At 40.7% G+C, this 26408-nt stretch carries 29 protein-coding genes; 6 read left to right on the top strand and 23 right to left on the bottom strand.

Translation table 11 applies throughout. The annotated features are described in order from the left end of the window. Positions 1-6 precede the first annotated feature (6 nt). From cysK to NFR88_RS05600, 4 genes are all read right to left on the bottom strand, one after another. Complete coding sequence (gene cysK, locus NFR88_RS05615; protein ID WP_251614113.1) at positions 7-933, bottom strand: cysteine synthase A; 927 nt, start codon at positions 931-933, stop codon at positions 7-9. Further along, a complete protein-coding gene (locus NFR88_RS05610; RefSeq protein ID WP_251614108.1) occupies positions 923-1561 on the bottom strand; it encodes a phosphatase PAP2 family protein in 639 nt (212 codons plus the stop codon). Before NFR88_RS05610 ends, cysK begins: the two co-directional genes overlap by 11 nt. Before the next feature lie 13 nt (positions 1562-1574). Beyond that, on the bottom strand, positions 1575-1886 hold the full coding sequence (locus tag NFR88_RS05605; RefSeq protein WP_160201046.1) for a YbjQ family protein: 312 nt from the start codon (positions 1884-1886) through the stop codon (positions 1575-1577). A 96-nt stretch (positions 1887-1982) separates the two neighbouring features. Then, complete coding sequence (locus NFR88_RS05600) at positions 1983-2840, bottom strand: YitT family protein (protein WP_251614105.1); 858 nt, start codon at positions 2838-2840, stop codon at positions 1983-1985. A gap of 432 nt (positions 2841-3272) precedes the next feature. On the opposite strand from NFR88_RS05600, the gene NFR88_RS05595 reads away from it, so the two are divergent. Together NFR88_RS05595 and trxA are read left to right on the top strand one after the other, a co-directional pair. Further along, positions 3273-4040 (top strand): lysophospholipid acyltransferase family protein, encoded by a 768-nt coding sequence (locus tag NFR88_RS05595; protein WP_161908816.1) that lies wholly within the window; start codon positions 3273-3275, stop codon positions 4038-4040. Positions 4041-4042: 2 nt separating this feature from the next. Further along, the gene (trxA, locus tag NFR88_RS05590; protein WP_307726232.1) at positions 4043-4351 is read left to right on the top strand and encodes a thioredoxin; all 309 of its coding nucleotides are present in this window, start codon (positions 4043-4045) and stop codon (positions 4349-4351) included. 178 nt (positions 4352-4529) lie between these two features. Here the strand turns inward: trxA and NFR88_RS05585 are convergent, their stop codons facing one another. The 7 genes from NFR88_RS05585 to NFR88_RS05555 form a co-directional block, all read right to left on the bottom strand. Continuing rightward, on the bottom strand, positions 4530-6881 hold the full coding sequence (locus NFR88_RS05585) for a hypothetical protein (protein ID WP_251614099.1): 2352 nt from the start codon (positions 6879-6881) through the stop codon (positions 4530-4532). Continuing rightward, positions 6859-7602 carry an ABC transporter ATP-binding protein gene (locus NFR88_RS05580; RefSeq protein WP_251614096.1) on the bottom strand — a complete coding sequence of 248 codons (744 nt, stop codon included), beginning with the start codon at positions 7600-7602 and terminating at the stop codon, positions 6859-6861. The genes NFR88_RS05585 and NFR88_RS05580 overlap by 23 nt, the downstream gene beginning before the upstream one ends. Positions 7603-7614: 12 nt before the next feature. Next, entirely contained in the window at positions 7615-8994 is a 1380-nt protein-coding gene (locus tag NFR88_RS05575) for a hypothetical protein (protein WP_161908814.1), read from the bottom strand. An 81-nt stretch (positions 8995-9075) separates the two neighbouring features. Continuing rightward, a complete protein-coding gene (locus NFR88_RS05570; RefSeq protein WP_160201039.1) occupies positions 9076-10356 on the bottom strand; it encodes a HAMP domain-containing sensor histidine kinase in 1281 nt (426 codons plus the stop codon). Then, complete coding sequence (locus NFR88_RS05565; protein WP_330588324.1) at positions 10353-11036, bottom strand: response regulator transcription factor; 684 nt, start codon at positions 11034-11036, stop codon at positions 10353-10355. The genes NFR88_RS05570 and NFR88_RS05565 overlap by 4 nt, the downstream gene beginning before the upstream one ends. Positions 11037-11168: 132 nt before the next feature. Continuing rightward, positions 11169-12320: a PepSY domain-containing protein gene (locus tag NFR88_RS05560; RefSeq protein WP_251614093.1), complete on the bottom strand. Its 1152-nt coding sequence runs from the start codon at positions 12318-12320 to the stop codon at positions 11169-11171. Positions 12321-12519: 199 nt separating this feature from the next. Further along, positions 12520-13638 (bottom strand): ATP-binding protein, encoded by a 1119-nt coding sequence (locus tag NFR88_RS05555; protein ID WP_251614090.1) that lies wholly within the window; start codon positions 13636-13638, stop codon positions 12520-12522. Between the two features lie 135 nt (positions 13639-13773). On the opposite strand from NFR88_RS05555, the gene NFR88_RS05550 reads away from it, so the two are divergent. Together NFR88_RS05550 and NFR88_RS05545 are read left to right on the top strand one after the other, a co-directional pair. Next, positions 13774-14451, top strand: a complete 678-nt coding sequence (locus NFR88_RS05550; RefSeq protein WP_160201036.1) for a response regulator transcription factor — start codon at positions 13774-13776, stop codon at positions 14449-14451. Beyond that, positions 14452-15843, top strand: a complete 1392-nt coding sequence (locus tag NFR88_RS05545) for a HAMP domain-containing sensor histidine kinase (RefSeq protein WP_251614087.1) — start codon at positions 14452-14454, stop codon at positions 15841-15843. On the opposite strand, the gene NFR88_RS15165 is transcribed toward NFR88_RS05545, so the two are convergent. The 12 genes from NFR88_RS15165 to NFR88_RS05490 all read right to left on the bottom strand — a co-directional run bounded on the left by NFR88_RS15165 (position 15840) and on the right by NFR88_RS05490 (position 25170). Continuing rightward, complete coding sequence (locus tag NFR88_RS15165) at positions 15840-15980, bottom strand: HepT-like ribonuclease domain-containing protein (protein WP_371874440.1); 141 nt, start codon at positions 15978-15980, stop codon at positions 15840-15842. The two genes, NFR88_RS05545 and NFR88_RS15165, sit on opposite strands and share 4 nt — an antisense overlap. Before the next feature lie 35 nt (positions 15981-16015). After that, positions 16016-16318, bottom strand: a complete 303-nt coding sequence (locus tag NFR88_RS05540) for a nucleotidyltransferase family protein (RefSeq protein WP_251614085.1) — start codon at positions 16316-16318, stop codon at positions 16016-16018. A gap of 90 nt (positions 16319-16408) precedes the next feature. Continuing rightward, positions 16409-17083 (bottom strand): hypothetical protein, encoded by a 675-nt coding sequence (locus NFR88_RS05535; protein ID WP_251614083.1) that lies wholly within the window; start codon positions 17081-17083, stop codon positions 16409-16411. Between the two features lie 196 nt (positions 17084-17279). After that, positions 17280-17441 carry a hypothetical protein gene (locus tag NFR88_RS05530; protein WP_251614080.1) on the bottom strand — a complete coding sequence of 54 codons (162 nt, stop codon included), beginning with the start codon at positions 17439-17441 and terminating at the stop codon, positions 17280-17282. Between the two features lie 94 nt (positions 17442-17535). Continuing rightward, positions 17536-18381, bottom strand: a complete 846-nt coding sequence (locus NFR88_RS05525; protein ID WP_251614077.1) for a hypothetical protein — start codon at positions 18379-18381, stop codon at positions 17536-17538. Between the two features lie 143 nt (positions 18382-18524). After that, positions 18525-18722: a hypothetical protein gene (locus tag NFR88_RS05520; protein ID WP_251614075.1), complete on the bottom strand. Its 198-nt coding sequence runs from the start codon at positions 18720-18722 to the stop codon at positions 18525-18527. 109 nt (positions 18723-18831) lie between these two features. After that, positions 18832-19284, bottom strand: coding sequence for a hypothetical protein (locus tag NFR88_RS05515; protein WP_251614073.1), 453 nt, complete (start codon positions 19282-19284; stop codon positions 18832-18834). Positions 19285-19593: 309 nt separating this feature from the next. Then, positions 19594-19806: a PF20097 family protein gene (locus NFR88_RS05510; RefSeq protein ID WP_160201027.1), complete on the bottom strand. Its 213-nt coding sequence runs from the start codon at positions 19804-19806 to the stop codon at positions 19594-19596. Positions 19807-20155: 349 nt separating this feature from the next. After that, positions 20156-22156, bottom strand: a complete 2001-nt coding sequence (locus tag NFR88_RS05505; RefSeq protein ID WP_251614071.1) for a hypothetical protein — start codon at positions 22154-22156, stop codon at positions 20156-20158. Positions 22157-22158: 2 nt separating this feature from the next. Further along, a complete protein-coding gene (locus NFR88_RS05500) occupies positions 22159-23025 on the bottom strand; it encodes an ABC transporter ATP-binding protein (RefSeq protein ID WP_251614069.1) in 867 nt (288 codons plus the stop codon). Between the two features lie 9 nt (positions 23026-23034). After that, entirely contained in the window at positions 23035-24438 is a 1404-nt protein-coding gene (locus NFR88_RS05495; protein WP_251614067.1) for a hypothetical protein, read from the bottom strand. Between the two features lie 261 nt (positions 24439-24699). After that, positions 24700-25170 carry a hypothetical protein gene (locus tag NFR88_RS05490; protein WP_160201023.1) on the bottom strand — a complete coding sequence of 157 codons (471 nt, stop codon included), beginning with the start codon at positions 25168-25170 and terminating at the stop codon, positions 24700-24702. A gap of 496 nt (positions 25171-25666) precedes the next feature. Here NFR88_RS05490 and NFR88_RS05485 point away from each other — a divergent pair, with 496 nt between their 5' ends. Beyond that, on the top strand, positions 25667-26029 hold the full coding sequence (locus tag NFR88_RS05485) for a PadR family transcriptional regulator (RefSeq protein WP_251614065.1): 363 nt from the start codon (positions 25667-25669) through the stop codon (positions 26027-26029). Then, the gene (locus NFR88_RS05480) at positions 26016-26402 is read left to right on the top strand and encodes a DUF6120 family protein (RefSeq protein WP_251614062.1); all 387 of its coding nucleotides are present in this window, start codon (positions 26016-26018) and stop codon (positions 26400-26402) included. The genes NFR88_RS05485 and NFR88_RS05480 overlap by 14 nt, the downstream gene beginning before the upstream one ends. Positions 26403-26408: the final 6 nt, after the last annotated feature.

Genomic DNA, 26408 nt, shown 5'->3' with positions numbered 1-26408 from the left:
CGGACTTTACGCATCAAAAAGAACAGTTGATAAATATCTTTCTCCGGAATCCGGCAGAATCACGACAATGTTCTTCCCACAATTTTCCGCTCTTTTAGAAAGCTGCACCGCCGCCCAAAGCGCTGCGCCGGAAGTGATTCCTGCCAGATATCCCTCTTCTTTTGCAAGGCGTCTTGCAAGGTCATAAGCGTCATCTTCCAGAACAGGAATAATTTCATCAATGATGCTCCTATCCAGCACATCAGGCACAAAATTTGCGCCAATCCCCTGCAGATTATGACTGCCGGTTTTGCCTTCCGAAAGCAGCGGCGAATGCTTCGGCTCCACCGCGACTATCTTTACCTCCGGATTTTTTTCCTTCAAAAATGTTCCGCAGCCGGTAATGGTGCCGCCCGTGCCCACGCCAGCTACGAAAATATCCACCTTACCGTCCAGCTCTTCCCAAATTTCCGGACCTGTGGTATCAACATGGGCTTTAGCATTTGCCGGATTGACAAACTGCCCTGCTATGATACTTCCCTGAATTTCCTGATGCAGTTTCTCCGCTTTATCGACAGCGCCCTGCATGCCCTTTGCGCCTTCTGTCAGCACAACCTCTGCACCGTAGGCGGCAAGGAGTTTTCTCCGCTCCAGACTCATCGTCTCAGGCAGAACGAAAATTGCTCGGTAGCTCTTCGCCGCCGCAATAGCAGCAAGACCAATTCCTGTATTTCCACTGGTCGGCTCAATGATAGTGCCGCCCGGTGCCAGCAGTCCCTTCTCCTCAGCATCGGCAATCATACTCATCGCCGCCCGATCTTTGATACTGCCTGCTGGATTAAAGGCTTCTAATTTTCCATAGATTGCCGCATTTGTCTGCTGGCTGTTTTCTATCTTGTGAAGCCGCATAAGCGGTGTTTTTCCGATGGTTTCGGTAATCGTGTTATAAATCATCCTTTTGTCCCCGCACTTTTTCTAAAATAATAATAGCGATACATAAATAAGCTGCGCCCAGAGACCATCCTCCGATAATATCTGTGGGATAGTGCACGCCTACATAAACTCTGCTGCAGCCGATTGCAATAATCAGAAAACCGAGCAGCCCCGTCAAAACGTTTGCCAGCTTTCTATTTTTGCAGTACCTTCGAATGAGATAAATTAAAATCCCATAGCATACCAATCCATTCATGGAATGCCCGCTGGGGAAGGAATAGCCTCCCTCTTCAATGAGACGCACCGCAAAATCCGGTCTCGGTCTTTGGAAAATCTCCTTTGCCGCTTTATAGACGACAGTAGAAGAAAGAGAAATTACCGCAAAGGGAATTCCCATATTCATTCGTGTAGATTTTACCATAAGCAAGAAAATTCCCATAAGACTGACCGTCTGCCAGTTTCCCAGATAGGTTATAGTAATAAGAACTCGGTTTAGCCCTGGATTTCTGCCAGCATACACCCATTCTCTGATAGCCGTATCAAAGGATAGCACCTCGGCAACAGAAATTTGATATGCAACATAGGCGAAGCATAACAATGCTCCGCCTATGATAACTGCTCGAATCTGTTTCTTAGATTCCGAATTCATCTAACAATCCTCTTTATTTGAACTTTACTGCTGTTCCATAAGCGATGACCTCAGCAGCGCCCTGCATAATTGCAGAAGACGCAAATCTCATACCGATTACTGCGTCTGCACCCAGGCTTTCGGCTTCGTCTACCATTCTCTTGGTAGCAATCTGTCTGGCTTCCTGCAGCATTTCTGTGTAGCCCTTCAGCTCACCGCCAACCAGTGTCTTAAAACCTGCCCCGATATCCTTTCCCAGATTCTTGGACTGTACTACATTACCTTTTACCAAGCCCAGCACATCAAACTCCTGTCCCGGAATATAGTCAATATTTATCAGTTTCATATAAAATACCTCCTACCATATCTTTTGCGATTTGTTTATATTATACTCCTTTTTCGTAGATATTTCCACTGGTTTTATTGTTTCTTCCGCTCTTTATCAGCTTTCCTTAAACCCTGCGCCAACCACTTCATTAGATTCCATAATGATAATAAACGCTTCAGGGTCTATCTCCTTTGCCATCTTCCTAATTCCGACCATTTGTTTCGTGCTACATGCACACATCACCACATTTTTTTCCTCCTCAGAAAAACTCCCTTCTGCCTTTATCAGCGTTGCGCCTCTGCCGGCAACTTCATCAATGCGTTGCGCTATTTCTCTCGCACAGTCGGTAACGATGAGCGTCATTTTTCCGGCAGAAATACCATACATTACCCTGTCTATTACTGCAGCCATAATATAACTGATCAGCATACCGTAAATCAGCCCGTCTACGCTGCCTGATACGGTTACGGCGCCCAGAATTATGATAACAGCCTCCATCATGAAAGAAATACTTCCAAAGGAAAGATGCGGCTTTAATACCTTAGCTGCCATTAAAATAAAATCCGTTCCTCCCGTAGATGACTCACGCAGATAAATCATTGCATAGCCAAAACCAGCAAGTACTGCTGTGCAAATAACGGCAAGAATCGGTTCCCCATGGTAAACAGGAAACATCGGCGCTACTACGTCCATGATAAACGAAGTAATAATAATCGTCCTTAAAGAACGCAGCAGAAAAGCCTTTCCGAGAAGCTTATAACATAGCAGTGTGATAGGTATATTCAGCACTAAAGATACGGCTCCAATAGGCAGCCCAAAGAGGTGGTAAAAAATCAGACCAATTCCGTTCAGTCCCACCATAGGAAATGCCGCCGCCGAAGCGAAGTTGTATGCACTGAGTGCAATTAAAATTCCTCCAACAATATCTACAGCAATATCAATACAAAGTTCCTTTATATTTATCTTTTTCATTTTTAAGTCCTCCTATTACATAAAAGTTTCAGCATACTCCTCTATACAGTGCTTGCACCTAGTTGCAGCCTTCGGACTCAGGGCTGCCTTCTCTCGCTCCATACGGTATTTCTATCAAATTTTTACTGTAAGTATAAATTTCCTTGCGATTCACAGGCATCCCCCTTTCTTTTGCTCATGCGAAGATGAAAGAAAAAACGCACTGCCTATTGCAGTCCGCTTTTCAATATTTGTTAACTATATATTATCACATATTGTCACTATTTGCAATGGTCTAATATGACCAAATGACATCAGAAATTCCTGTATGGGGATTGCAGTTTTTCTTTGCTTCCTTTCTCAAAGAAAACCTTACCTTTTCTATAGATATTCTACCCCTTTATGTGGTATGATGAAAGTAACAAAAAATTTGCATCGGAGGAGGGTCAGGAATTGAAATTACTTAGAAATATACCGAAAGGATACAAGTTATTCCGTTCTGTCAGCGTGTTCAACAATTATTTAGGGAAAATCGAAGCGGCAAAGAATGCCGGCGATGTAGAAAAAGAAAAAGCTATTATCGGGGAAGGCGTTGCCCTTTGGATTCAGCGTCTTGAGGAACTCTTCGACATTACATTTCACATAGAAGGGCAAGAAAATATTCCAAAAACTGGTGCCTGTGTGTTTATTTCTAATCATCAGGGGTATGCAGATATTATAGCGATTTTAAAGATGATGGACGGTAAACAGGTCGGCTTTATTGCAAAGGACAGCCTTGAAAAAATGCCATACTTCGGAAAATGGATCAAAGCCATTCGCGGCGTTTTTATCAAACGGGGTGATGCCAGAGAAGCCTTGAAATCCATACAGGCTGGTGTGCAGACCTTGAAAGAAGGCTTTTCGCTTGTAATTTTTCCGGAGGGCACCCGAAGCCAGTCAGCAGAAATGGGCAGCTTCAAACCCGGCAGTTTTAAGCTGGCAACTAAGGCTAAAGTCCCTGTCGTACCAGTTGCCTTAAATGGCACCCGCCACCTCTTTGAAGACCGCGGCATAATCACAAATGGTGCTGTCATCGACATAAAAATCATGCCGGCAATTGATACTGCCTCCATGGACAGACACGCCCTTGCGAATATTAGCCACCAAGTAGAAGATACTATTAGAGAAGCCCTTGCCGAACTGATCGAAAGGGAAAATAACAGAAAAGAAGAGGAGAGATGAATATGATTAACTTAACAAAAGATAATTTTCAAAGGGAAGTTTTAGAATCCGATATTCCTGTTGTCGTAGATTTTTGGGCACCTTGGTGCGGTCATTGCATTAACTTGATGCCTATTATTGAGGAACTGGATGAAGAAGCAGCAGGCAAATACAAGGTCTGCAAGCTTAACATTGAAGAGGAACAGCCTCTCGCAATCCAATATGGCGTCATGACCATTCCAACCTGCGCAAAATTCGAAAATGGCGAGGTTACAGCCAAAACCGTCGGCGCGTTGCCGAAGGCGGCATTGCTTTCACAGCTGGGACTGTAATGAATAAAAGGCAAAGCTCTGTCCTGATGGGAATAACCATTAAGACAGAGCCTCTTTTTTTCTTTGATTTATCCACATGCTTGTCCATACATGTGCATAACTTTTATCACAATTTTCCCCTTATAATTGTCCCATTTTGACAAACTTATCCACATATTCCACATAGTTATCCTTTGCTTTACGCTACCAGCGTTCCGAATTGATATACAGGCAGCAGACTCCATGATTTGGCAAAATCCAATCCCATCGCGTATAGCAGCGGTGGAATAACCAGAAGCAGTCCTGCAAGGCACATGGTTATCAGCTGATTTTTCAATTTCGCTGAAATCAGTAAAACCAACATAATAAGTGCCATCACCACCAAAATCCGCATCAGCAGAACGATACCAATCCACATAATCAGCGGCATATCAAGTTCCGCACTGCGATAAGGCATTAAATTCATCGTTGAAGCACCAAGATGCTCCATCGGACAATGCATTGCCACCTGCAGAATATTGCATCCAAAAATCACTACTGTTATCAGAAGTCCTGTCAGCATCGTCACTTTTATTTTTGCGCCCTGGATTCGCCTTTTCCCGCAAGCTGTCGCAGACAACACATTCCAGGCACCGACCTGATCCTCCATGGCGAAAGTGCAGCTGAACGCCAAAATCATACACAGTGCCAAAAGAATGTAATCAGTCAGCGCGTCCGCCGCTCCTCCTTCCGAAAATCCAAGTAAAAGCAAATAGCCCGTATCATAGACGAACTGTCCGTCTCCTGTCTGGCGAATCCACTCACACTGCGCCAGGATTTTCTGAAACGCCGGATAAAACGCCGTTTCCCTGTGATAGGGTTCCAGCATAGCACTGCCCGTCTGCTGATCAATTTCCCCTTCCGCGATCAAGCCCTCAATCCGCTCAATTTCCGCGAAAGCTTTCTCATAACGCGCCTGTTCCCTTTCAATCATCGCCTCTTTTTCATCTGTCAAATCCCCAGAAAGCTCCATCATCATATCCTGATAGTAGCTTTCCGCGCCGCTGATTTCATAAGGCCTGGAAATATGCTGATAGCCGATAAACACGGTAAACAGCAGCAAAATCACGATGCTTCGATGCATGATAAAAATTTTCCAGCTCTCATGGCGAAACAATCCGCCATACGCATCCAATCCTTTTTCTTCCTGCAAGCTGCGCATCTTTTTCCCAAACTGCCGTCTGATTTCCCCATACAATTTTGCTGCCCGACTTTTCCTCTGTGCCGCGGAAAGATTTTTTCCCCTTAGAAACAAGACTATACTGCTAAAGACGCCACCCGCGCATACCACGCACAGAAATAAAAGCGTTGCCGCAAGCCGCGATACGGGAGTCCCAAAGAAATTCAGATTCAGATATCCGCCGAGGAGTCTGTCTGTTTTCATCGTTCCATAGAAATTTAGGAATTTAAGCCAGTTGTTCCAACTGTTTGCGGGAATTACACTGTACAAAAATCCACTGATTCCAAGGCACAGTCCTCCGGAAAGCAGCGACATAAAATTCTGTCTGAACGCAATCGCCGCAACCAAAAGCAATGTGCCAAAGGTAAAAAGCACCAATGCCTTCAGCAATAAATTAAAAACTAAAAATCCCCCTATGGATAACTTTAAGGTACTTTCCATATACGGCGCCAGTGACTGGAGGGGTGCGGACAGGTCAACAAAACCTGCTGAGGCAAAACTCCAGGCAAAATCACTTCCGTATAAGCAAAAAGTAACCATTAAACAGTGTAGCGCCAGCGCGCCCGTCTTTGCTCCAATTGTGGAAAACCTTCCTCGTGCCGAGGAAAAAGTAACAAGAAACAGCTTTTTCTCCCGCTCCTCGTAAATCAGCGCGCCGCCAAAGAAAAGGACCGCCAGATATAACAGCAAATCCGATACGGGAAATTCCAAGGCAAAGGAAACCGGCGTCGCCAGCTGCGCTACAGGCGTAATTTTTTTCATCGTCTCATAGTCTTCCGACTCCTTTTCCATATTTCTCGCCGCAAAAGAGGTCGTATCCGCCGCAAAAATTGAAATTCCAGACAAATTTTCCTTCTTCTTCGCGATTTCTTTCAGGAAATCCCCATAGTTCTCTACTTTCTGAAAATCCCCATATACACCTTTAAGCATTGCCGATTCTTTTTCCAAAGAATTCGTATAACGCAGATACGTTCCGGAAAGATACTTCTCGTGGTACTTTTCAAAAACTCCCGGATGCTCCTCTGTCAGCGCTGTTTCCATCCGTTTCGCGAAGTCATCGCTGCGGGAACGCAAGTTGAGCATTTCTGCCACCACGCTATAGTTCTCAATTTCTTCATGGCGCTGAGCCAGCCACTCGCACCGCTGCCCAGCATTGACCCCCGACAAATCCTGATTCAGCTTTTTATAGTCGGAAAGCCCCGGCGAAAAATCCCCCGGTTGACTTAAAAACCACAGAAAAAACAGATTGACAAAGAAAATCAACAGCATGACCAAGCAGAAATTTTTCTTTCCCCAGAATTTGCGGATCTCAAAGGGTATCAGCTTCACCATGATCTGCTGCCTCCTCTCCGAAAATCTCCATATATATATCCTCCAAGTTCTCTGCGCCATAGCGGGCTTTTAGAGCGTCCACACTGTCCGCGTCGGCAATTTCGCCGGACTTTAGGAAAACAATTTCCCTGGCAATAGACTGCACGTCGGACACTACATGGGTCGCAATGAGGATAATTTTCCCCTTGGAAAGTTCCTGAATTTTTTCCCTAATCCGCACCCTCTCTTTGGGATCAAGCCCCGCTGTCGGTTCATCAAGAATCAGCATCGCAGGATTTCCCATCATCGCCTGAGCAATCAGCAGTCGCTGTTTCATACCGCCGGAATAGGTCCCGATAGGATAATCCAGCTTATTTGTCAAATTTACAGAAGCCGCCACGCTTTCAATTTCCGCGGAAAGCCCCTTCTTCGGAATCTCTTTCAGCACGCCCAGATAGCTGAGAAATCTGCGGCCTGTGAAGCCCTCATAAAGCCCCTGCTGCTGGGGTGCGTACCCCAAAATCCGCCGGTAATCCACGCCCAAAGCTTTCAGCGTTTTTCCGTTCCACAGCACCTGCCCCGTATCAGGTGTCAGGTTTCCTGTAATGATATTCATCAGCGTGGATTTTCCCGCTCCGTTGGGGCCAAGCAGTCCGTAAACTCCTTCGGAAAGCTGCAGGCTTACACCCTGCAGCGCATATTTTTTCCCATATTTTTTAGTTACCTCGCATATCTCTAACATATTCCCCTCCTATTACATGCCATTACTGGTCATCTTGATTTTCTCATATTTTTCTTTACCGCTGTAAAGGTCTTCCTTATCAATTAAAGCGAATTTATTGGCGTGAATGTTATCCTGATCCGGATAGATTGGATCGATTTCCGCGTCGTAATCATAGACGACCAGGAATTGAGTCGGCGTTTCAGCCCTGATTTCCAATCCGTAATTTCCATAGTGATTTTTTAGCCCGGACTTTTCTAAAGACCCGTCGTCCAAATGGATAAAATAGTTAATTGGATCGGTCAGGACTCCATTGTCATCGCTTCCCCACGGCCAGCAAATCAGCACGTCATCATAAATATCGTTGAGATTGTTGTAAGGCGTCTTGCAAAACTCCTCTTTCTTCCCAGTTTCGATATCCATTTTCCAGATGATATCCTCCCCTTCATTGGCTATATAGAGGTACTGCCCTTTGCTGAACAAATTTCCCAGTTTATCGTTCTTGTGCCTATAAATCTCTTTTTTCTCACCGCTCTCAACATCAAAGAGCATATACACCGATTCTGATGCCAAAAGGGCCTCTCGCATCTTATCGTCATCATCCTTTTCTTCTTCCGTCAATTCGTGATCATACTGCATGTAACTGAGTAGCAGCTGATTTTCGTAACAGCCAACGATTCCACTATCTTGCTCCATATCGCAAATCTTCTCTTCTTTCCAGCTATCTATATCCACTCTGAGCAGTCGTCTACCCTCTGAGGATACGGAAGTAGTGTTTGCGTCCTTTTTCTCGCTTTTTAATTCCTTTGCGATAAAATACAGTCCGTTGTCATCATTGAGAATCGTCTTCTCTATCGTCAACCCCTCCTCAAAGGTATAAACTTTTTCCCGCTGCGTGCCATCAGGTTTCATTCTGTAAAGGACTGCCGGTTCGCACGCCAGTGAATTGTCAATTGGAGATCCGTCAGCGATAGCGCTGTCATCATAGCTGATTGTAGTCGACGTCACTCCATCATTATCATAAGAATGGGTAAATAAATACAAATAATCCTTATAATAAAACAGCGAGTTTTCCATTCCCACATTGTCTCCGCCGATATAGGAAGTACATTCCTGCGTATCGTGCTTGCAGCCGGGACTGTTGCAAAGGTATACCTCCTGCTTGCTCTCATAGTCGATGTACATCAGGTTGGTGCCTTCTCCATTGATGTAGTAATAGCCGTGGTCTGCCTCGCAGTCATTGTAAATAGATTCTGACGTTAAAAGAGATAATTCTCCCCTGATTTCGCTGTCGGCATTTCCCTTTTCTCCTACGCCTCCAGTTCCTCCGCCGCTTTTACAGCCTGTCAGCGTTCCCACCGTACCTGCTGCAAGTACTGCGCAAAGCAATGTCAAAAACAGTTTTTTCCTCATAAAAAAACCTCCTCATATTTTCATCTTCTGAGGAGATTTTAATAAGAAAAAGTCAAAATTCCGTCAAGGTTTTCCTTCTTTTTATTCTTTTTTCGCGAGAATTGTTATTTCAACCTGTCCCCCGCCTTCCGGACGATTAGAAATCTTCAGCGCGCCGCCGTGCTTTTCGCAGAGAATTCGGCAAATAATCAGTCCCATTCCCATGTGAGCGCCCTCCTGATTTACCGCCAGATTATATCGATTTTTCACTTTCAACACCTCCGGTGAGAACCCAGGCCCATCGTCAGAGACAGAAATCCGCAGCATTTCATCGTAAAACGCCGCATGAATCCAGATTTTTTCTTTCGCGAATCGCAATGCGTTGGTAACAATGTTTTCTAAAATACGGTAAAGAATCTGGCTATCCACCATGATAGAGCATGGTTCTATGGAAATCTCAGTTTCTACAGAAAGCCATTTTTGCTCCACCATATTGGCAAAATCCTCCGTCATGTCAGAAAGTAAATCCGGAAGTCTACAGGGTCTTTTTTGTATTTCCAAATCCTCAAGACGCTGAATATCACAGATTGATTCGGTATAGCGGCTGAGCCTCTTTGCGGCGGCGGAAAGATTCGCAAGCGTATGTCCAAGCTTCTCAGAAGATAGACTGCCGGTCTGGGCTTTCTCCTGCAAATATTCCGTATACCCTTCGATAATTGCAATCGGGTTTCGCAAATCGTGGGCAAGAGACGCCTGCAGCACTCTCCGTTCCTCCAGCATGTGCCACAAAACCCTGTTGTTTTCATACATAGCTTTCCGCATGGCTTCAAAGGAATCACAGAGCCTGCCCATCTCATCTCGGCTTTCATAGTACACCTCAAAATCCAAATTCTCCTCTGCGATATTTTCTGTCGCTTCTGTCAAAATCTTAATAGGCGGATCTAGCTTCTTCCGATAAAACCAAAGGGCGGAAATCAGCGTTCCGGCAATAGAATACAGCGCGGGCAACAATACCTTGCAGGTGGAGAGCCCAGAATACGCTACTTTCCTTTTCGGTGACAAAGAGTCATAACTTCGTTCAATTTTCTCGATGGAATAAGTAGTCACTTCTCTTCCGATTTGAACCAAAATCGCGTCAAGCTGTTCCTCTAAGGTTGGCGCTTTCACTTTTTCACCAAATTCCAACCGTAGTTTCTGTTCTTTCTGATTCCCGCTTTCATCGACAGTCAATATATGAAGATAGGCTGCATTAGCGTCCGGCAAAATGGCCTTCTGCAGCCTACCACAACCCCATATTGTTACAACGGACAGACTGGCAATAACTGCAACTGCTATCAGCATGGTACTGATAAAGGTATGCTTCAAAGATTTTTCTTTCCTCATTTATTCCACCTGTAACCCATTCCCCAAATGGTTTCTATATACTCTTTCCCTGTCGCTTTCACAAGCTTAGCCCTGATTTTGCGAATGTGTTCCTTTACCACTGCGCTGTCACCCTCTGCTGCAAATCCCCATACTTCCTCATAAATTCTTTCCCTGTCAAAAATTTGTCCAGCATTTTCAAGCAAAAATCCTATAATTAAGAATTCCCTTTTAGAAAGAGGAATTTCTTTCCCCATATAGGTTGCTTTCTGCCCTGTCAAGTCTACCATCAGGTTTTGTGACGTCAAAAGAGAAATTTTCTTTGTTCCTCTGGCATCCCTGCGCAAATGTGCCTCCACCCGTGCCGTTAGTTCTGCCAAACTAAATGGCTTTGTAATATAATCATCCCCACCAATAGAAAGCCCATTGACCTTGTCCTGCTCTGTAATTCGTGCGGTCAGAAACAAAATCGGACAACATACCAGACCTCTGACCTGTTTACAGAACTCCAGTCCGTCGATGCCTGGCATGTTAATATCAAGTAGAATTAAATCCGGTTTTACAGAAAGCTGTGCAAGCGCCTCGTCCCCGTTTAGCGCCGTGTAAACCAGATATCCCTTTTCCCGAAAATGATTCGCAAGAAGCTCTGTCAGGCTTCTTTCATCATCTACCACTAAAAGCTTTCGTGTCATGGCTGTCATTGCTCTCTTCCTTTCCTACTCTTTTCTTTAATTTTACCAAAGAAAAGTCAAGATTTTGTCAAGAAAAAGAAAAAAATACGGTCTGCCATATAATTTCTTTGGCAGACCACACTTACTCATCTTTATTCTGTTTTAGTCATCCCAGTCGTCATCGTCCCAGTCATCATCGTCATCCCAATCATCATCCCAATCGTCATCATCATCAATGCGTTCCTTATCCCAGTCAATAATCACCCCTGAGGAAGCGTTAATTTCAAATTCATACTCATAATTACCCAAAACTGCTTCGCCTTCATAGATATAGATTCCATCGTCCCTTTCCAGCTTCAGTTCTGTGATGGTTGCACCCGGAATCTTTGCAAGAACGATAGCTTTCGCTTTTTCGAAAGAAATTTTTCCACTTTCATTTCCGCCGGAAGTACTGCTTCCCTGAGAATTTCCATTGCTGGAGTTTTGATTATTGTTTCCACCATTTCCGTTATTGGTGCTTCCGTTATTCGTATCATCACTCCAATCATCTTTGTCATCGTAGTTAAGGTAAGCGTCATGCTCATTCTCTAAGGTAACTTTTCCGGTCTTAGCGTCCACGATATAGTCGTATTCGATACCGTCCTTTACCAGCTCAACCTCGTAATAATAGGTTCCGTTCTTTTTGTCTAGGTCAATATCCTTGATAAAACCACCGCCAGCAGCTTGCAACACAGCCTTTTCAACTTCGCCGTAGGAAAGGAACTCTCCGCTCTGACTATCGTCTTTGTCATCAGTAGGAATGGTCACTGCTGTGCCGTATTTTACAGTACTTTCCAAAATAACGCCCGTCACCGGATGCACTTCAGCATCACCATAAAAGTCATTAGACTTAAAATCCGCCTGATATTCATACAGTCCATTGTCTTTCTTTAAGGTTACACTGACGCTGGTAACGCCGGCAAATTTTTCTTTAATAATCTTTTCCACATCGGCTTCCTTCAGCTCTACCTTCTCGCTACCCATGTCGTCATCCAGCTGACTTTCCACCTTTTTCACTTTTTTCGTGTTCTTGCTGACTTCTACCTCAAAGCTTTCGCTGTTGCTGTCATCGCGGAACATAACCTCGTATTTGTTCTGTTCCTCCTCGCTGGTCACAAAAGTTGCTGTTTCCGGCACGTAGCCTTTGGCAATTTCCTTCGCTTCATCTAAGGTCAGCGCCTGTGTAAAAGATGTCGATACAACGATAGCGGCAATCACGACTACAGCAACAATTGCTGCTGCAATGCCGGTTTTTTTGTTCACAAATTTATCCATACTATACCTCCATAAGAATTTTTCCCTTAGGTTTATTCTCCCGATTATGTGGATAGAATACACCCGAAAAATGAAAGGAAAATGAAATTTTTTCGAGTTTGGGAAAAATTTATAAAAGCGGTGTCATATACAGCGGTAAGAATAAAATCCCATTTTCTTCCTTTAAATCTCCTCCATGTAATACATAAGCCACATGCAGCTATTCTTTATATTTATTCTTGAATTTCTGTAAAGAAACCAAAGTATAATTTTTACCTGATTTCACCTCTATTGGTGAAATATTATGTCTTGTGCTAATTTTGCTTTTTGCAATCAGAAAATCAATTTTCATACGAGATGCCGCATCTTCTCTGGAAGAATTTGTGTAAAAATAAAGCTTATGCCCGCTTGCCGCAAGCATCTGCGCTACGATGTTTTCTACAATCATGCCTTTGTTTACTTCCAGTTTATCAAATAAAAGTTTCTTATAAATTTCCTCACCTACTATGCCGTTTTCATCAAAAGCATGGCTGATTAGAAGCCCTGTATCTGCCATATAACATTTCAGACGCAGGCGATCCATATTCAGACGCAGACCAATATTGGGTTCCGTGGAATTATAGCATATGTTTACAATCATTGCGTCATTTAGCCAGAACAAAGCATCCTCATACTCCCGATAGCGAGCTTCTTTTTTTAAGGAGGGTAATTTAAATTTCTTATCATGTTTTTGCAGCTGTGCAGGAATATCGTCAAAAATTTGTGCAACTTTCATTTCATAGCCCGCCGCATGCTTCATAATGTCAGCACGATATAGCTCCAATATATCGCGCTTTATTCGATCAACTCTGTCGAAATCGCGTCCTTGCACATAAACTGCTACCGCCTGAGGCATTCCACCAACAATAAGATACTGCCTGAAGTAATCCATTGCCTTCCGATGAAATGCCTGACCCACAGGTTTCTTCTCATTAAAACGATTTCTTATATAATCCATTATCGTTTCATTCCCCAACGCCCATAATAATTCTTCAAAATCAAAAGGAAACATTTTCATATGGCGTTCTTCAGAAGGTATTAAAATATCCTGCACATTTTTCTTAATTGTCATCAAGGCGCCTGTTTCAATATAATCATAACGACTGTCTGCGACAAGATATTTAATCTCTTTGCTGACGTGGTTAAAGTCAATCAAAATATAGCTTTTGTATTCTGCCTTAGCAAATGCCTCTGCAATATAACTTTTGCCAACGCGGCGTGCACCATCAATTAGCAAAGCAGTCTGTCCCTTATCAGTTTCTTTCCACTCTAAAATCTTGTTATATAGCTTCCTTTTCATGTCCTCATCTCCTTTATTTCACGAATTCAAGATTTTTTGGTTCTTTTATGGATTCTTGAAAAAAACTTGTATTTTTTCACAGATAAAATATAATAAAAGTGTAATTCTAGTGTAACTGATTTGGAGAAAACTATTATGAAATTACTTATTGTAGAAGATGAGAAAAGACTTTGCCAGACGGTCGCCAAACACCTGAAGGCAGAGGGTTATGCGGTGGATTTTTGCCATGACGGAAAAGACGCTTTCGACTATATGGCAGGAACCGAATACGACGCAGTCATTTTGGACATCATGCTGCCCGGACTTGATGGCATTTCAGTACTAAAAACCATGCGAAGCCAAAAGGTAAAAACGCCGGTGCTTTTGCTCACTGCAAAAAATACCATTGAAGATAAAGTAAAAGGTCTTGACAGTGGCGCAGACGATTACCTGACTAAACCTTTTTCGCTGGAAGAGCTTTCCGCAAGAATTCGTGTCATGATACGCAGAAGCGGAATCGAAAGGGTAGACAGTCAGATTTCCGCAGGTCCTCTGACCCTGGATACAGACAGAAAGGTTGCGCTGCGTGAAGGAAAAGAAATTCCCCTCACTGCAAAAGAATACGCCATTTTAGAATATCTCATGCACAACAAAGGCATTGTCCTTTCCAGAGACAAAATGATGAACCACATCTGGAACTACGACTACGAGGGCAGCAGCAACATCATCGATGTGTACATTCGCACTTTGCGAAACAAAATTGACGCTGACTTTGAGGTGAAACTGATTCAGACCGTTCGCGGTCTTGGCTATGTAATAAAGGACGAGACATAAATGATAAAGATGAAAAACAGTTCCATCAAAAAACGGGTTACGCTGTACTACTCTCTTGTCCTGATTCTCATTACGTTGCTCCTGACAGGTGTATTTCTTCTCACCGCTAGCAGGCAGGTGACACTGGTTTCCAAGGACACCCTTATGGGCGCTGTACAAAACTCCTTTGATGACATCGAATGCAAAGACAATATCATTCAAGTGGACAACGATTTTGACGCTTACACCAAAGGCGTTACTCTGCTCATTTACAGTGAAGGCGGCACTCTAATAAAGGGTTCCACGCCGCGGGATTTTCCTTCCTATATGCCACTGCAAAACGGTGATTATCAGGAATTTGATTCCGGCGAGGATATCTGGCTAATTTATGATTTATATAATACTTTCGAAAATGGACAGGGCATTTGGGTCAGAGGCATTTATGCCATGGACGGCACCCTGCAAACTTTGCGTACAATTATTTATGTCACTTTGGTTGCACTTCCGCTGCTGCTTCTTGCAGCTATTTTAGCAGGGCGCAGAATTACCAATCGAGCCTTTGTTCCTGTTGCGAAAATTACCGCCGCCGCAAACACCATCGGCACTGGACAGGATCTGTCCAAACGGCTTCCGCAGGGCGAGGTGAAAGACGAGCTTTACGATTTATCACAGACTTTAAACGACATGATGGAGCGGCTGGAAAACGCCTTTCTGGCTGAGAAAGAATTTTCTTCCGACGTTTCTCATGAACTGAAAACACCGATTTCCGTTATTTTGACGGAGTGTGAATACACCTTGCAGCAAAATCGCAGTGCAGCTGAATACCAAGAATCCCTCGAAACGATTCAGAAGCAGTGTAAGCGCACCATGTCGCTGATTCAGCAGCTTTTGCAGATTTCCCGCACGATTAATCGCGCAGACGCTATCGAACAGGAGACCTTTGACCTCTCTATTCTTTGCGAAAGCATTGTCAGCGAGCTTTCTCTGATGGCAGAAGAAAAAGGAACTACCCTGCAGTGTGACATTGCTCCGGAAATTTCTATTTATGCCGATGAGACGCTACTCATGCGCATGATTATGAACCTGATTACCAACAGCATCAAATATCGCAGAGAACAAGTGGATTCCTATGTAAAGCTGACCTTGCGCCGCAGCGACAACATCGTAATTACAGTGGAAGACAATGGAATCGGAATCAAAAAAGAAGACCTGCCGAATATTTTCAACAGGTTTTATAAAGTCGATAAAGCCAGAACTGCAGACGACGGCAGTTTTGGACTGGGCCTTTCTATGGTAAAATGGATTGCTGAAACCCACGGCGGCAGCGTCAGCGCAGAAAGCGACTTCGGGCAGGGAAGTAAGTTTACAGTTGTGCTGCCCCTCGGAAGTTCTGTTGCTGAGAGGGTTCGCTAAGACCGGCAAAGTTTGTTGAAATCATGTGCATGAAGATTACGCATCGCCTTGATTGCGTACCAAGGGATTTCTGAATGCTTTTCCAAAAACTCTTCACTTAAACGCGAAACAAGTTCTCCAATTTGGATAATGCACATAACAATAATTTAGCATTTTACGGATAATTATAACATTATCCATTGAATCTCTTTTCATATAATAAAATCTCTTCCCCTGAAATTTTATTTAGAAATTCCTTGTCATTAATACCTGTTGTTACTACATCAACATGACAACTCAAAGAATCCTCCAACTCATGGACAAAGGAAAAATACTGGATTAATCCTTGTAAATCCCCTTTATCTATAAGCAAATCTACATCGCTATCATCGTCCGCTTCCCCTCTTGCGTAGGAGCCAAATAAACTCATGCTCTTAATGCCGTAAGACTCGGCAACAGGTATAGTTTTTTCTTTTATGAATTCTACCGTATACATAAAATCACTCCTTTTTATTTACTATAGCATATTTTCAGCACTTAATGCAACTACCGAAAACTTTTTCAGAGGACTCCAAAGCCACAGTTATTATAACTTTTTCTGCTTCTTTAGCACAACTGCAACGATTGCAATATACGCTGCACCCAGCAGGAGACTAGTCAGTCTTTCCGCACCGACGAACTTAAAAACAGACCAAATGCCCATTTCCAGCAGCGGGGTGAGGAGAAACGGCTCAATAAAAATATTCAGCAGCCAGAAAATAGACCACGCTACCCTGCAAGCAGTTTCTGCGTTCTTCATTTTCTTACAGCAAATCGCCATCAACGGAAAAAAGCTCAAACACATAACAGTCCCGCCAATTATTTTAGAAAGAACTGCCCAAAACAGAGAACCCCCGACCTGCAGATTGCCGTCAAAGTCCACATAAAGCGGTAAATTGAAGCTAAGGGTCAGGTAGTCCTTTTTCAGATACTGGCATACGAAAAATACCAATATGAACACCGTGTTATAGCAAAGCAACAGCGCCGTCTTACTGCAAATCAGCTGCGTCAGCGATACATGCAGGTCCAGCACGCTGCCGTCTTCACAAAAAACAGATTTATTCAGCATCGTATTCAAATACCGCACTGAAAAAATAAGCGCTAGAAGAGAACCTGCTGCTGCCCCTACGTTAAATACGTCCAACAAGGTTATAAGCAGCGTAATCCCCAAAAGAACAAGTAGAAAATCCCTGTAAGTGTTCCTCAAATCTCTAAAAAACATAGCTCTCTCCTTTCGCTAAAATACTATAATGAGTTAATTACTTATTTTAAGAGAAATCATATTCCATTGCAACAGAAAAGAAATAAGTGGTCGTTTTTTTCAATAAGTGGTCAAAATTTGGGAGTTATTTACAGTTTTTATGTGTAATGGATAACAACATTGAACTACATAAAATTTATACAAAATATTTTTGCCCTTAATTAAACCCGTTATCATAAAGCATTCCCAAGCAGAAAACCGAAGGTAATAAAAAGCAAACAATTCCAAAGAAATTTGCTTCTCCTCTGAATAATGCCACATCTATCCACATTCCGAAAAAGCCTAATAAAAATGAAACCGGAATAATTACATATTTCATACTAACACCTTCATATTTTTATTTCTCCTTTATCTGTAATGCCTCGTCAACTATATATATATCTATATTTATTTGTAATATATTGTTTTATATCTTAATAAATTTCCCCTTTTATACCCCTCTCAAATACAAAGGAAGTCTCTAAATAATATCCATCCTGCTTCTTTACCAAATAAAGAGGTTTCTGGTTTAATGTCATATCCTGGCTCCCAAAGTCTGTCTGCAGCATGGGAGACATGTAACCCAAGCCTTCGATATAACCTAAATACGACCCGCTAATACCCTCTTCGATTTTCCAGCAAACCTTGACATCGCTTCGCCCTTCCGGCACTTTAATTTGTTCCAGATTTGACGCTGAACTGGATGCCGCTGCTAAAAGAAACGTTGCTTTTTCCCTTTCGTAATTTGAGAATTCTACCATCAACTTCCCTAATAAGTTCTGCGCAATATCTGGAATCTGCATCTTCTCGTCTTCCGCTTCTTTTATGGAAATAAAAGGAACTAGGCTGCTTGCATCAATGGAAGTAATCCAGCCTTTGCCTTTCTTTTCCGCATCGCTTTCAATTTTGACCGGCGTAATACTTTCGATACTCCAATCTCCTTCTGCGCTTTGTTTCAGCGTATAATCAGCCTCCACTTCCATCTCTAAAACTGACTTTTCCTTCGACCAGCCATAGCTGCATTGAAAGCCTCCGCGAATCATATACATGTCATCCTTCATCTCAATAAGACGGAATTCCTCCGCCGAATTAATCTCATATGCCATTATCGCAAAATTATCCGGAGATGTTTTAAACTTTTCTTCTATCAGGCGATGGGCCACGTTCAGTTCCTCACTGGCAGCCTGTTCATCGGTTGTGGAAGAGCTTTTACAGCCAAAGGTAAAAAACAAACTGACTGTCAATAGTGTGCATAACGCCAATTTAACTTTCTTCTTCATCCTATCTGCCTTTCTGATACTTTTTATTGATTTTATCTCCGCGAATCTGTCATTTTTTAAATTGCTTTACTTCCCATGGCAATTCAGTTTCTTTTCTCTTTTACAAGTTATTTCCTCAATTATATAACCTGACACAAACATGTTTATCCTTCCAGTCTCATGGCTAAATCCCCGATTATGCCCCATTCATTTAAATAATAAATCAAAAATACCAGCAATACGGTTATGATGAACTGTCTGACATAAACTTTGCTCTTATCCTCATCGGCAATTTTACCCCCACAATTGAACCATATGATTATCAGTCCCATCAAAGTCGTGATTTCACATATCAAACCCATAAACAAGATTTCATCTTTGAGCGGTTATTTAAAGACCTATTCAATCCACCAATTTCAGTTTCGATAAATATTTTCCATTATACCTGACCTGTTAGATATCATCACAGGATTATATCCACAAACTATTACCCCATATCATCAGAAAGCAATTGCGCAAGCATAAGAAAAAAATGCGGCTGATGCGAGACTGCTGTACTTTATCTGCATTAGAACATGCTTCAGAGTCTGTAGAAAGCTGCTCCATTTCTTCTTGCTGTCCCCCATAACCGATATTATCAATATTGATTGCACTACCATCTTCAAGATGATTTCCTTCGATAATTTCTTTTACCATTTTTCCATCGACATCGTTTAATACGTCAGGATTTATATTTATATGGACAGTTTCCCCATTTTCTCTTTGCACCTTAAAACTTTCCGGCAGTGTTTGACAGTATGTAAGATCAACCTCTGCAATTATCTTTTCTTCTGATACTTTCTCCATATCCGTCTCTCCGAACGCAGCTATGTTCATTCCACAAATTACTGTCAATGCGAAGAATATACTAATAAGTTTCTTCATTTTGGTTCTCCTTTCCTGCCTTAAGTGGACGAAACAAAATAATCTGGAATTATTTTGAGTTTATTACTTCCAACTAATAAATATAGATTATTCAGATAATTGTCACTATAAGTATACGTACACATCATAGAAATGTCAAGTTATATTTTATATATTTACCCGTCATTTTATATAACTTTAGAATAAAACCAATCTCTTGAAATAACCAAAAGGTTCATTTGCTTCTATGTTATATAAATATAGAGAGCGTAGATCAAACTTAGCCCGCCCTCTATTACCTTTTTATCTTGTTTTTTGTAAATAACTTTGTCATCTTTCAGAATCTACATCAATGATGACTTTTCTGCACTGTTTACATCTAAATGCTTCTATTTTGGCAACATCTATTCCCGTGGCAAGGGTTACTTCCCCTTCTTTTTCGTACAATGCCCATCGTCTTTTCCCCTGCTCACTCCATGCAAGCCTGCGGAGTCCCATAAGCTTTCCTGATGTCATTGTATTTTTACAAAATGGACATTGCATTTTAAATTCCTCCTTATCTGGAATATATTACATCATTCAAACGAAGTTTTCTCTCTATAGCTCCAACACTTGTTGCAATTCCAAGAATCCTAAGCTCTCTAGCAAAAGCTCCTCTCCCGGTGTAATATGAATTGTTTTAGCTTCTCCTCCACTTACTTTTTTGAATTCAACTTCTATATCAGCTTTATCATATAGGTCGCCATGCACCACATACTCCAGCTTTCTTGCGCCCCGAATTCAAAAGTTCATAGAACTCAATATAACTTGGTTTTTATCATCTGGGTTTTCAATCTATGCAGATTCTACTGATTTAATCTTCCAATTATCTCTCTCTTTAAATAAGTCAACGTCATAATCCCAAATAAAACCACACTGCTACAACAGGCACTACAAGAAGCAGACTGCTTAAAAACAATACGGTACTGTCATGTGTGCATTTCCTAGATAAGTAAAACAGGAACTGCCCGACCAAAATAGCTATCACACCTTTTAACAAATAGATGAAAGTTACATAAACTCCCAACGACATCTGCCATTTTATTTGAGAGAAAAGAAGCAAACTTTGCACACTGTACTGGCTTCCAGACATTTCATAGTAATTTAAAATCTGCATCGGTCTCCATACAAAAGTAATTGCTGCAGCAACAAGAGAATACATTGTACACAAAATGGTTTTTATGCGATTGCTGCCTTTAATTCCCTTTGCAGACGGTAAAATCAAGAGTTCTACAGAAGACGTTTTTTCTATAGTTCCAAGAGATGACAATGCCAAAATCATTATCAAAAAAAGCTTTGCAAAGTCGAGGAGTTCTTCTCGCCTTCCTTCCGAACCTAACAATTTATTCCATCCGGTATCATACAGATAGGCCACATTTAATCCATTTTTCCTCTGTTCTTCCACATATTGGTACTGAGTTTTCGCTCTATCAAACCCAATTTGTTCCGCCTGTCTGGGTGTCAACTTCTTAATGTAATAGTCCAATACAGTAGCACTAATTAGACCTTGCTGATATCGCTGATATTGCTTTTCAAGTTCTTCATCTAAACTCCTGAAACATTCTTCCTCCCGTTCTATCCAATCAGCTTTCTCCTTTGATAATTCTCCTGCTAGAACCTGCGAATATCTTTGGTAGTAGGCTTCTTCTTGGTCAGAGAAAAAATGATTTTCATAATAAAATAATGCCTGTATAACGAGTAGCGCTAAGAGAAGAAACAACCCCTTCTGCATAAATAACATTTTTTTACATTCCATGCTAAACAAATTTACAGAAACTCTAGTTCCACATGCTTTCATTTGAAATTTTTTCAACCATCTACTCTTTTTTGCTTCTGAAGAAGCTTCTGATATAAACAGTTTTATTGACCAAGTCAAAGAAATTATAATTGACAAAATACTTGTAACCAGTCCCGCCATTACAGCAGAAACCGGTATTCCTAAAAAGTTAAAATTCGTATAATCATTAAAAAAATGTGAAGTATCTAAAATGGCCGCTAAATTAAAATGCTTAACAGGACTGAGCCATGCATAGTCTTTTACGGTTAGCCAAAGCAACAGTTCTACACTAAGGGTTAAAATACTGCACAATATAGCATAAACATGATTACGGCAATAAATACAAAAAAGGAAAAATACACTGTTGGTTGCAGTAACAGCAAGCCATTTACACAAAAGGAACAACCAAAAATATGTCCGGATATTGATTGCAAAAGGACTTGCAAAATATCCCTCTAAAGATTGAATTGCCGCATCTCCATTCCCTAGTGAATTTATTACCGCAGCTAGAAAATAATTTGTACCGTAAAACAAAATAGTAAGAATCAGTGCTCCTAAAACAAATGTCACATACTTAGCAAAAATCAGTCTGCCCTTTCCATTTAGAGTAGGCTTAAGCAAATGCAATAGCCCTTCTGCTCTTTCCTGTAGCATAAGCTGAATCAACAGTGCTAAAACAGAAAAGAGAAGAAGACAATCTGTCATACGATAATCCGTCACATAACGTAATCCTGTCGGATAATCAGGTTCCAACTCAATTCCGTGAAGCCGACTATATGCGTTTTTAGTTTTTTCCAAGTTTTTTCTATTGAAGTAACTTGTATTAAAAATAGCAGTATTCTGCATATCTTCTGCTTGCAATTCAATGCTTAAGAGAAATGCTTCATAAGACTCATTTTTATTTTCACTTCTATTTTCTGTCCAACTATCTTCCTGGAAAGTTTCTTTTTTTTCAAAGTCACCTGTAATCTGTTCTAAAACTAATATTCCATTTAAAATAAAAATCAGTGGTAGAAAAATAAAAAGAAATCTCCATTGGAAGAGTTTTTTCCATTCAAATTTTATCAGATTCCCCACTCTCAAAATCCTCCAAAATAATAGAGATACACATCTTCCAGCGATGGTCTTACTTCTCTACAGTTCCATACCGAATCAGGCTTTTTTGTAATCACTCTAGCAATAATCTTTTGATCCATCTGTGAAACACCCGCAATACACCATGTAGCCGGTAAATCCTTATACTGTGTTTCCGTCAGCTCAGTTTCATACACCAGACCATACAATTGGCTTAAAATTTTTTCCTTACAATCTTTCTTAAGAATTTCACCTTCCCCCATAAGAATCAACTCTTTTGCGATAAATTCTACATCTGAAACTACATGGGTAGCGATAAGAACGATTTTATTAACAGCAATGCGAGAAATCAGATTACGTACCCCAATTCTTTGTTTCGGATCCAGTCCTGCAGTCGGCTCATCTAGGATGAGGATATCCGGATTGCTTAAAATTGCCTGTGCAATTAAAAGTCGCTGCTTCATACCTCCAGAAAGAGTTTTTATTCTACTTCCCATATGTTCCGAGAGATCAACTAATTTCAAAATTTCCGGTATCTGTCGTTTGGCTTCTTTTTTTTCCATACCCTTTAAAGCTGCCATATAACTCAAAAACTCTCCCACACGAAATGCCGGATATAATGCTTGCTGTTGTGGCATATAACCAAGCTTTCTTCTATAATCTTGATCTATTTCATTCACATTTTCTCCATTGAAATATATGGTTCCCCTATCGGCTTTTAAATTTCCTGTCAATATACCAATCAATGTTGATTTACCTGCTCCATTGGGTCCTAAAAGACCGTAAATTCCTGGAGTCATGGAAAAAGAAACATTTTTCAACGCCTCTTTCTTCCCATAGCACTTATATAAATCCTTTATCTCAAGTTGCATAAATCCTCCCTAGAAATACTCATCCATTGTTTCAATGCGGATAGATTTTTCAAAATTCCCTTTATAATAATCATCTTTATCAAGCATATACATAGACTTCTTTGTTTCATCTGCCGTGTAATAGATGAAACAATTTTTCATTTCCCCTACAATTCGATATGGTACATTCCGAACCGTCTCATACATCTGTACTTCCTGTTCTGTTTCAAAACAATAATAGTAATAGACGGCCTTTCCGTTTGGCTTTCTTCTTAGAAATAGAATTTTATTATGGTCAACAATACTGCTACAATCTAATCCTCCGGCATCAAAAACATAGCCATCATCTATATGAAGAATTTTTTCTTTTGTATTCTTCTGCAAATCCCACCTATAGACTTGTTCTTTAATAATACCGGGATACTCTTCATCCTCAATAACCCCTTCTTCAAGCTTTTCAATCACCAAATCATTCTTATATACACCTATGATATAAAACGGTGGCTTTATGGCTGTTGTTTTTCCATTTTCATCCTTGACTTTTTTTAAATCTCCCATCTGCAATATATCTGTTTCTTTTTTATCTATATCAAAAATCAGATACTTATACCAACATGTTACTTCATCAAAATACCAATCACAATATGCCTCATAAGGATTCTCTGCCTTCATAATTTGAACATAATCTGCAAATTCTCCCTGCTCATACCGAGTGAAGAATTCATCTTCTGTAAAACGCTGCTCAGCATACCCTGTCACCTTGATTATACTGTAATCCTTTGAAACCGCCTCAATAGTGCATTGCACAGGTTCTTCTGTTCTTTCCATAATTTCCATAATTTCACCTGACAGCAAATCCACGGAAATGCATTGCTGGGTCTGAATGATTTCTTCAGAGTTTTCTTTTGGATTATATAACCAGTTCAAAACTGTAATCACCTTATAGTTTGTATAATATGTATATGATAAGTCTAGATTTGCCTCCCAGTTTCCAGGCAAACTGTCTCCACAATCAATTTTTGCAATTACCTTTCGATTATTTCCATCCAAATCCATCTGAATAAATTCATATAAATTTTTTTCCTGCCGCTTGACAAAACAATACAGTTTGCCTCCATATTCAGCAAGTCCTAAAGCCCCATGATACCCATCATACCAACCACTGCAACTACTATCATTGTGCCTGCAGTTTGCCCTGCTACAAACCACATAATCCTTCTTTGATTCGTAATCAAAAAATAGAAAATGGTTATCTTCGATGTGTAATATTCCTGATTCGCCTGCAGAAAACGTTCCAAAATCATTTGCACCCTGTACAACTATATCTGACGGCGTTTCGGAAATTTTTACGGACAAATTGTCGGGTTCACTGCAGGAATAAAGGAAGAAAGTTATTGTATATAAAAATATAATGATTATCTTTTGCTTTCTCATAAATACCTCCCATCTAGTAATCCTTATAAGCCGCCCTTCTCACATACGTGCTATTCAGCATACGATAATTGAATTGAAATAACAATCTGAATAACCTAGAAGTCCTCATTTCTAAGGACTTCTAGGTCACTTTAGTACAAACCTATAACCTTTCCTACCATATAGCAGTAGTCGCCAAATCTTGATTACTTCACCATCCATACTGGCACTTCAAATTTATGAGGCTCCTAGAAATATTTTTGGCTTATCTTCCACTACTCTTTACATTTCGGTATAAAAACTTACAGATCCTCCTTCGCATGAGAATTTATGTGTACTATTTAAACTTTTCACCAAAAAATCATAAGTATCTGTTGCGATAAGGGAACCACTTGCTCCTGTTTTATTCGCAGACTTAGTGAATTGATTATCTGATGCTGAACCATAAAACCACACCCGGCCAACTCCGGTTAATTTCTTCGTATATGCATCTACAGGAGCTTTTTTCCCTCCAAAGTAATAGGATACTTTGAATTCGGTATGAGTTTCTGCTTTTTTTCCAACTATAGAAGATAATCCTGAAACTGTATATTTGTTTCCATGTGAATCAGTGACAGTTTTGGATGTTGCCTGAGGTAATGACGCACTTACCGCATTTTCAATTGTTTGATCTTCAGCCGCAAATGAAAAACTTGTAGCTAAAAGAGTAAATGCGCATACACATGCAAAAAATTTTTTTAATTTCCTTCTCATGATTTTATCCTTTCGTTTTTCCTCTAGTTCTTGATAATTCGATGTCCAATATATAAATTATAAGATTATCCCATATATTATAAAATATGATTGAAACAATATCATACTAATCATCTATATATGATTTATTATTAACTGGATCACATCACTTTTTTGAATCATATTCATCAAAAAAAACTTTTCATATTTTCTTGTCGGAATGGCTCTCCAAATATTAATATTGAAACTGTCGAACAAGTATATGCCTCTGAAATCGTTTGTTTGCTTTAGTTCACATTTTCAGTCTCTTCCCTCATACGCATCACCCCTTTTTAAATCTAATCCCAATACCGACAGAAGCAAACGAATCAAATGATTTATTTTTCTGACTTTTCTATATCATAGCAGATTCCTAAAATCTTGTCAACATTATTTTGTTTTTCATAATATATTTTTTTAATAACGTTGACACTACAAAACTTCTGTTGTACAATTTCAGTTATAAGGAGACTACTATATGGCCAGAGGTAGAAGTAATTTTAAGATGGGAACGGTGGAGCTTATTGTCCTCTTCCTGTTAGACAAAAGTGATTTATACGGTTATCAGTTAACTACGCTAATTGAGACTCTTTCCGAAGGGAAGGTTATCGTCACCGAAAGTTCTCTGTATCCAACCCTTTATAAACTAAAGAATAATGGGTGCATTTCCGATATTGAAAAACCTATCGGTAAGAGACGTATTCGGGTATACTATCACTTAGAAGATTCGGGGAGAGCTCGTCTTGCCGACCTGTTAGAGGATTACGAGAACAACAGGATAGGCACTGACCGAATTCTCTCTTGTAAAGAACTGCCGGAGGAGTATTATGCAGCAGATTAGGGCTAAAGCACTCAAACAGTATTTCAAAGAAATAAAATTACTGCTTCCTATTTATTCTAAAGAGGAGAAAATATTTATTAACGACCTTAGAAAATCAGTCGACGAGTATATCGAATCCAATCCAAACTGCACCTATGAAGAAATTTTGGAGCGATTCGAGGAACCTGCTGATGTTGTTTTTAACTATATTTCCTGTTTAGACCAGCATGAGCTTTGCAAAAAGATTTCTCTGAGAAAAACGATTAAAAGAGCGATTATTATTGCTGTTACTGTAGTAATCGTTACATGTGCCATCAGAGTTATTTTTCTTTATGATTCATACTTAAAAAGTGTAAACTCTATTATTACTCACGAAAGAGTTGTCATTGAATAGAAAGGG

Origin of the sequence: Senimuribacter intestinalis, from assembly GCF_943192965.1 — a bacterium.
Lineage (GTDB): Bacteria > Bacillota > Clostridia > Peptostreptococcales > Anaerovoracaceae > Senimuribacter > Senimuribacter intestinalis.
This window is presented reverse-complemented; position numbering and strand designations above follow the sequence as displayed.

What these genes read in the sequence shown, in the direction of transcription:
- NFR88_RS05540 (WP_251614085.1), bottom strand. Translation starts at nt 16,318, where the DNA reads ATGTATACGGTAGAATTCATAAAAGAAAAAACTATACCTGTTGCCGAG.
- NFR88_RS05585 (WP_251614099.1), bottom strand. Translation starts at nt 6,881, where the DNA reads ATGGTGAAGCTGATACCCTTTGAGATCCGCAAATTCTGGGGAAAGAAA.
- NFR88_RS05490 (WP_160201023.1), bottom strand. Translation starts at nt 25,170, where the DNA reads ATGAGAAGGAAATTAAAAAAATTTTTTGCATGTGTATGCGCATTTACT.
- NFR88_RS05605 (WP_160201046.1), bottom strand. Translation starts at nt 1,886, where the DNA reads ATGAAACTGATAAATATTGACTATATTCCGGGACAGGAGTTTGATGTG.
- NFR88_RS05600 (WP_251614105.1), bottom strand. Translation starts at nt 2,840, where the DNA reads ATGAAAAAGATAAATATAAAGGAACTTTGTATTGATATTGCTGTAGAT.
- NFR88_RS05500 (WP_251614069.1), bottom strand. Translation starts at nt 23,025, where the DNA reads ATGCAACTTGAGATAAAGGATTTATATAAGTGCTATGGGAAGAAAGAG.
- NFR88_RS05480 (WP_251614062.1), top strand. Translation starts at nt 26,016, where the DNA reads ATGCAGCAGATTAGGGCTAAAGCACTCAAACAGTATTTCAAAGAAATA.
- NFR88_RS05520 (WP_251614075.1), bottom strand. Translation starts at nt 18,722, where the DNA reads ATGGGTTTGATATGTGAAATCACGACTTTGATGGGACTGATAATCATA.
- NFR88_RS05555 (WP_251614090.1), bottom strand. Translation starts at nt 13,638, where the DNA reads ATGAAAAGGAAGCTATATAACAAGATTTTAGAGTGGAAAGAAACTGAT.
- NFR88_RS05565 (WP_330588324.1), bottom strand. Translation starts at nt 11,036, where the DNA reads ATGACAGCCATGACACGAAAGCTTTTAGTGGTAGATGATGAAAGAAGC.
- cysK (WP_251614113.1), bottom strand. Translation starts at nt 933, where the DNA reads ATGATTTATAACACGATTACCGAAACCATCGGAAAAACACCGCTTATG.
- NFR88_RS05545 (WP_251614087.1), top strand. Translation starts at nt 14,452, where the DNA reads ATGATAAAGATGAAAAACAGTTCCATCAAAAAACGGGTTACGCTGTAC.
- NFR88_RS05515 (WP_251614073.1), bottom strand. Translation starts at nt 19,284, where the DNA reads ATGAAGAAACTTATTAGTATATTCTTCGCATTGACAGTAATTTGTGGA.
- NFR88_RS05575 (WP_161908814.1), bottom strand. Translation starts at nt 8,994, where the DNA reads ATGAGGAAAAAACTGTTTTTGACATTGCTTTGCGCAGTACTTGCAGCA.
- trxA (WP_307726232.1), top strand. Translation starts at nt 4,043, where the DNA reads ATGATTAACTTAACAAAAGATAATTTTCAAAGGGAAGTTTTAGAATCC.
- NFR88_RS05570 (WP_160201039.1), bottom strand. Translation starts at nt 10,356, where the DNA reads ATGAGGAAAGAAAAATCTTTGAAGCATACCTTTATCAGTACCATGCTG.
- NFR88_RS05485 (WP_251614065.1), top strand. Translation starts at nt 25,667, where the DNA reads ATGGCCAGAGGTAGAAGTAATTTTAAGATGGGAACGGTGGAGCTTATT.
- NFR88_RS05560 (WP_251614093.1), bottom strand. Translation starts at nt 12,320, where the DNA reads ATGGATAAATTTGTGAACAAAAAAACCGGCATTGCAGCAGCAATTGTT.
- NFR88_RS05495 (WP_251614067.1), bottom strand. Translation starts at nt 24,438, where the DNA reads ATGAGAAAGCAAAAGATAATCATTATATTTTTATATACAATAACTTTC.
- NFR88_RS05535 (WP_251614083.1), bottom strand. Translation starts at nt 17,083, where the DNA reads ATGTTTTTTAGAGATTTGAGGAACACTTACAGGGATTTTCTACTTGTT.
- NFR88_RS05610 (WP_251614108.1), bottom strand. Translation starts at nt 1,561, where the DNA reads ATGAATTCGGAATCTAAGAAACAGATTCGAGCAGTTATCATAGGCGGA.
- NFR88_RS05510 (WP_160201027.1), bottom strand. Translation starts at nt 19,806, where the DNA reads ATGCAATGTCCATTTTGTAAAAATACAATGACATCAGGAAAGCTTATG.
- NFR88_RS15165 (WP_371874440.1), bottom strand. Translation starts at nt 15,980, where the DNA reads ATGTGCATTATCCAAATTGGAGAACTTGTTTCGCGTTTAAGTGAAGAG.
- NFR88_RS05525 (WP_251614077.1), bottom strand. Translation starts at nt 18,381, where the DNA reads ATGAAGAAGAAAGTTAAATTGGCGTTATGCACACTATTGACAGTCAGT.
- NFR88_RS05550 (WP_160201036.1), top strand. Translation starts at nt 13,774, where the DNA reads ATGAAATTACTTATTGTAGAAGATGAGAAAAGACTTTGCCAGACGGTC.
- NFR88_RS05580 (WP_251614096.1), bottom strand. Translation starts at nt 7,602, where the DNA reads ATGTTAGAGATATGCGAGGTAACTAAAAAATATGGGAAAAAATATGCG.
- NFR88_RS05530 (WP_251614080.1), bottom strand. Translation starts at nt 17,441, where the DNA reads ATGAAATATGTAATTATTCCGGTTTCATTTTTATTAGGCTTTTTCGGA.